The sequence below is a fragment of the Aurantimonas sp. C2-5-R2 genome, assembly GCF_036549495.1.
Classification (GTDB): Bacteria; Pseudomonadota; Alphaproteobacteria; order Rhizobiales; family Rhizobiaceae; genus Aurantimonas; species Aurantimonas coralicida_A.
In genome coordinates, this window is sequence record NZ_JAZHLJ010000146.1 from 1 (window position 1) to 4,295 (window position 4,295).

Consider the following 4,295-nt stretch of genomic DNA (forward strand, 5'->3'; position numbering starts at 1 on the left):
ATGGCTCTGAGATGGGTCGCCGCCGGTATGATCGAGGCCGCCAAGGGCTTCCGCAAGCTCAAGGCTCACAAGCAGCTGCCGATTCTGCGGGCCGCCCTCATTGCCCATCAGCGCCAAAATGCCGAAAAGTTCATTGCCCCTGCATCGAGGGCCGCGTAACGTTCAACCCGGCATCGCCGCTCAACGAAGTTCAACAAACTTCGGGACATCCCCTGGGACGTATGGGATCGGGTTATGGAAGCGAATGTCATCTGCTGCGGTTTCTGGGCCGGCATCGCAAGCTGTTGAACCAGACAGTCGCGGATGTGGTTGGTGCCGAAGAAGTCGACTGGCTCGATTATCCCTTCGACCCAGAAGACGAATGGCGGGACGGAGAATGGAAGGGGCTGGCATTTCTCCGGGAAGACGCAGTGGTCCAGCAAGCCTGGCGCGATGCGTGGCCTGCCCGCGGTAATCCGCCGAATTGGGATGCAGTCGGGCGAGTGCGGATTGGCAGCGCCTGGGAGTGGCTGCTCGTCGAGGCCAAGGCAAACCTGGAGGAACTATCGTCCTCCTGCCAAGCCAAGAAGGAAGGCGGCCGATCACTGATCGAGAGCACGCTCTCCATGTCGAAGCAGAAGCTTGGAGTGGACGCCGACCGGGACTGGTTGAACGGCTTCTACCAGTACTGCAATCGGGTCGCTGTGCTGAGCTTCCTGCAGGACCAGGGCATTCCGGCAAGGCTGCTGTTCGTCTATTTCACGGGCGACCGCAGCGGACCTGGCCGAACATGTCCGCAGGACGTTGAAGGCTGGGCCCCCGTCTTGCGAGCCCAGACCGAGCATGTGGGGCTGCCGGTCGTTCATCCGCTGAAGGACCGCATTCACCGCACCTTCGTTCCGGTTGTCCCGCTACTGCGAGAGTGACAGGTTCCGGGTTGTCGAGCCGTTCTGCGGCTCCGGCTCACAGATCATCGCCGGCGAGGCCAATGGCCGCCGCGTCTCCGGGATGGAGATCAGCCGGCCTATGTCGCCGTCGAGCGCTCGCAGGCGGAAACCGGCCGCACGGCGGTGCTGGACCGCGACGGCCGCTCATTCGCAGAGGTGCGGGAGGAGCGGATCGGCGGTCCTAGCGGCGATGATTCCCCCGCTGGGGATGAGGACGAGGAGGCCGAACCGGCGAAGCTGCCCGGCGCAGGAAGGCCGCGTGAAACAAAGCCGACTCATGTCGCTTGTCGAGGCGATCGCAAACGTGGTGGTCGGCTTCGGGATCGCCGTCGCGACGCAGCTCGTGGTGTTCCCGTGGTTCGGGCTACCGGCGCATTTCAATGACGCGCTGGCGATCGGCGGGATCTTCACCGCCGTGAGCATCGGCCGGAGCTTCGTGCTCCGGCGCCTGTTCGAGGCGATCCGCGCTACGGTTGGCAATCGATCCCATTGATGTCAGCTTTGCGCACAGAGCTGCCGTTCGAGAATGGTGGGCGCGCCGCAACTGCTTGTCGCGCTGTAAAGATTTTTTGGCCAGTGCGATCATAGCACACGGCAGGTCGTGGCTGGTGTCTTGGAGACAGGGAATGCGACGCGTTGCGGTTCTGGTCGATGGCGACAATATGAGCGCGAAGCATTCTGCACGGGTTCTCTCCGAAGCTGACAAGTTGGGTCGGATCGATGTCGCACGTGTCTATGCCGCTGCAAATCGGCCGTCGGATTGGCTGACCACACCAGGCTACCGGTTTTTGCACGCCGGTGCAGGCAAGAACGCGGCCGACCTCCTTCTGAGCATCGACGCGATGGAACTGGCGCTCGTCGGGGGCATCGAGGCTTTCGTCCTCGCTACGTCAGATCGCGATTTTACGCATCTTGCACAACGCTTGCGCGAGCGCGGTTTGTATGTGCTCGGCCTCGGAGAGCACAAAGCCACAGAAGATTTTCGCCTGTCCTGCACCGAGTTCTTCCCGCTGAGCAGCGGGAAGAGCGATCCGCATCTTGTGGCGGCGCCGAACGGCATCTCCGATCTCGATCAGAAGATCCGTAGCATGATCGCTCAGCAGAGCGTAAATGGCCGCGGCATGCTGATCTCATTGCTCGGGCAAAAGATGCATTCGGCGCACGGCACGCAGATCAGCACCTATCCGGAACGCACTTGGCGCGCCTATCTGTCCACGCGACCAACGCTCTACGAGATCGAAACGCGTGGCCCGGAAGCAATGGTCCGTTTTCGCTCCGGAGGCTTTGCTCCGCGCTGAAGGCAAACGCTTCGACCTGTTCCCGACCCGGCGAATGTCTTGCTAGTCTCATAGCTCATCTTCGTATCGGGCTTTGAATGGACAGGAAACCGCCCCCCAACGAGGGCGGCTGCTGTCGAAAGGGCGAAGAAGTCAGGCGTTAAGGCGACAGACCCGGCCGCGTTCCTCGACCTTCTCCGAAGAGACCTCCAGGCTCAGCTTCTTCTTCAGCGCCCCGGCGATCGCGCCGCGTACTGTGTGCGGCTGAGCCGTCGGGCGAGCGAAGCATCTCGATCAGCTGCGCTTGCTTGGTGCCGGTGCGGGTCTTACCCTCCTTCGGCGCATCGTCTGCCACCGTGGCGCCCGCGGGCGCGCCCTCCGTCGCAGGGCCGGCCCCGTCGGCGCCGTCGGGCCCGATGCCGATAGCGGCCAGCCGTCGACGGTCGCGATCAGCGTGGTGACCTGGCCGTCTTCGGTCTCGTCCCAGACCAGGTGCCGGGCTCGCGGCTTGCAGGCGCCTCCGCGAGATAGGCCTTGGCGAGGAGCGCGCGGACGACCTTCTGCACGGCGCCGCGGCGGAGGCTGCTCGGAAGCGGAAGGGCGATGCGGTCGTCGCGCTGAGCGGCGGCCGAGAGGATCAGGGTCTGCGTGTCGGAAAGCTTTGTCATCGGGTTCTCCGTAGCGAGCCCCGGGGGGTCCAGGGCTTCTACGACCCGGAGCCGCGCTCCTGGCTAGCCGCGGCGTGTCGTCATAAGGCGTCGGCTGCGAACGACATCAAGCTCGTAAGTGGATCGGATCATTGTTTATCAGTCAGCCATGGAGGGGATGAGCGAGCGCGAATACGCGGCGCATGCCGGGATTTCGCGGGGCGCCGTCCAGAAGGCTAAGGCCGCCGCCAGGCTCATCCTGCACGCCGACGGATCGATCGACGCGGCCGCCAGCGAGGCACGCCGAGTCGCAACGACCGACTTGGCCAAAAGCCGGCTTGCGGACCGGGTCCGCCTAGCCGCGGTGCCGGACGCGCCCGAGCCGCAAGCCCCGGCCGGCAGCTCACCGCGCGCCTCGTCCGGCGACTCGTTCATGAAGGCCCGGACCGCCAACGAGGTCTGGAAGGCGCAGGAGCGCCAGATCCGTCTCGCGCAGCTGAAGGGCGATCTGGTCGACCGCGACCGGGCCGTCGCCCTCGTGTTCCGGCTCGCCCGCCAGGAGCGGGACGCGTGGGTGACCTGGCCGGCGCGGGTTGCTGCCCTGATGGCGGCGGACCTGTCGGCCGCAGTCAGCGCGGAAATCGGCGCCGAGGTGACGATCGGGACCGGCATCATGCAGAAGATCCTCGAGGACCATGTCCGCGCCCATCTCGGAGACCTTGCCGAGCCGAAACTCGAGCTCTGACAGCACCCTTCTGATCGGGGGCTTCGACGGCCAGAAGGATCTTCTACGCGCCTGGTCGCGCGGGCTGAGGCCGGACGCGCGCCTCACCGTCTCGGAATGGGCCGATCAGCATCGATGGCTGTCGTCGCGGGCCTCGGCCGAGCCCGGCCGCTATCGGACGGACCGGACGCCGTACATGCGCGACATCATGGATGCGCTGAGCAACGGGAACCGGCCCAGCGGATCGTGTTCATGAAGGCGGCGCAGGTTGGTGCCACGGAGGCGGGCAACTGCTTCATCGGCTACTGCATCCATCACGCGCCGGGACCGATGCTGGCGGTGCAGCCGACGCGCTCGCTGGCCTCGGCTGGCCCGGGCCTTAGCCGACGCCCGCCAGGTAAAAAGCCCTGTTGTCTTCGCCAAGCTCGACTGCCTCCTCCCGTGAGTGCGCGGCATCGCTAGGCCATCCGGATGAATGTACGCTATCGCGTCGATCTCGACCAACCGAGCGCGAGGAACTCACAGCGATGCTGCGCAGTGGCAAGCATCCGGCGCGCAAGCTCAAGCGAGCCCAGCTCCTGCGGTTACCGATGCCGGCCAGAGCGACGACGGTGGTGGTCGGCGGCTCCACTGTGTAGGGCGGTGACAAATTAGGCCACGAAGCGGCGGCGAGAGGGTCGGCCGCGCCGGAGTAAAACCCGGCCAGTGGATAGGCTGTTTT

At 65.1% G+C, this 4,295-nt stretch carries 6 protein-coding genes and 2 pseudogenes; 6 read left to right on the forward strand and 2 right to left on the reverse strand.

What is annotated here, in order from left to right:
- The 4 genes and pseudogenes from VQ044_RS23880 to VQ044_RS23895 all read left to right on the forward strand — a co-directional run.
- A pseudogene (locus VQ044_RS23880) lies at window positions 1–159 on the forward strand (IS256 family transposase); the annotation flags it as partial.
- A 62-nt stretch (window positions 160–221) separates the two neighbouring features.
- Window positions 222–905 carry a hypothetical protein gene (locus VQ044_RS23885; RefSeq protein WP_327691545.1) on the forward strand — a complete coding sequence of 228 codons (684 nt, stop codon included), beginning with the start codon at window positions 222–224 and terminating at the stop codon, window positions 903–905.
- 280 nt (window positions 906–1,185) lie between these two features.
- On the forward strand, window positions 1,186–1,419 hold the full coding sequence (locus tag VQ044_RS23890) for a DUF7220 family protein (protein ID WP_327650159.1): 234 nt from the start codon (window positions 1,186–1,188) through the stop codon (window positions 1,417–1,419).
- 133 nt (window positions 1,420–1,552) lie between these two features.
- The gene (locus tag VQ044_RS23895; protein WP_327651429.1) at window positions 1,553–2,224 is read left to right on the forward strand and encodes an NYN domain-containing protein; all 672 of its coding nucleotides are present in this window, start codon (window positions 1,553–1,555) and stop codon (window positions 2,222–2,224) included.
- 132 nt (window positions 2,225–2,356) lie between these two features.
- Here VQ044_RS23895 and VQ044_RS23900 read toward each other — a convergent pair.
- Together VQ044_RS23900 and VQ044_RS23905 are read right to left on the reverse strand one after the other, a co-directional pair.
- Window positions 2,357–2,458 (reverse strand): annotated as a pseudogene (locus VQ044_RS23900) (DUF3489 domain-containing protein); the annotation flags it as partial.
- 194 nt (window positions 2,459–2,652) lie between these two features.
- Window positions 2,653–2,871 (reverse strand): hypothetical protein, encoded by a 219-nt coding sequence (locus VQ044_RS23905; RefSeq protein ID WP_327650156.1) that lies wholly within the window; start codon window positions 2,869–2,871, stop codon window positions 2,653–2,655.
- A gap of 157 nt (window positions 2,872–3,028) precedes the next feature.
- Between VQ044_RS23905 and VQ044_RS23910 the strand changes: the two genes are divergently transcribed.
- Both VQ044_RS23910 and VQ044_RS23915 read left to right on the forward strand, forming a co-directional pair.
- Window positions 3,029–3,595 carry a hypothetical protein gene (locus VQ044_RS23910; RefSeq protein WP_327650155.1) on the forward strand — a complete coding sequence of 189 codons (567 nt, stop codon included), beginning with the start codon at window positions 3,029–3,031 and terminating at the stop codon, window positions 3,593–3,595.
- Window positions 3,596–3,826: 231 nt separating this feature from the next.
- Window positions 3,827–4,036, forward strand: a complete 210-nt coding sequence (locus tag VQ044_RS23915) for a phage terminase large subunit family protein (RefSeq protein WP_327651428.1) — start codon at window positions 3,827–3,829, stop codon at window positions 4,034–4,036.
- The last annotated feature ends 259 nt before the right edge of the window (window positions 4,037–4,295 follow it).

Excerpts from the sequence above, each read along its gene's own strand:
- VQ044_RS23895 (WP_327651429.1), top strand. The coding sequence starts at position 1,553 with ATGCGACGCGTTGCGGTTCTGGTCGATGGCGACAATATGAGCGCGAAG.
- VQ044_RS23905 (WP_327650156.1), bottom strand. The coding sequence starts at position 2,871 with ATGACAAAGCTTTCCGACACGCAGACCCTGATCCTCTCGGCCGCCGCT.
- VQ044_RS23885 (WP_327691545.1), top strand. The coding sequence starts at position 222 with ATGGGATCGGGTTATGGAAGCGAATGTCATCTGCTGCGGTTTCTGGGC.
- VQ044_RS23910 (WP_327650155.1), top strand. The coding sequence starts at position 3,029 with ATGAGCGAGCGCGAATACGCGGCGCATGCCGGGATTTCGCGGGGCGCC.
- VQ044_RS23915 (WP_327651428.1), top strand. The coding sequence starts at position 3,827 with ATGAAGGCGGCGCAGGTTGGTGCCACGGAGGCGGGCAACTGCTTCATC.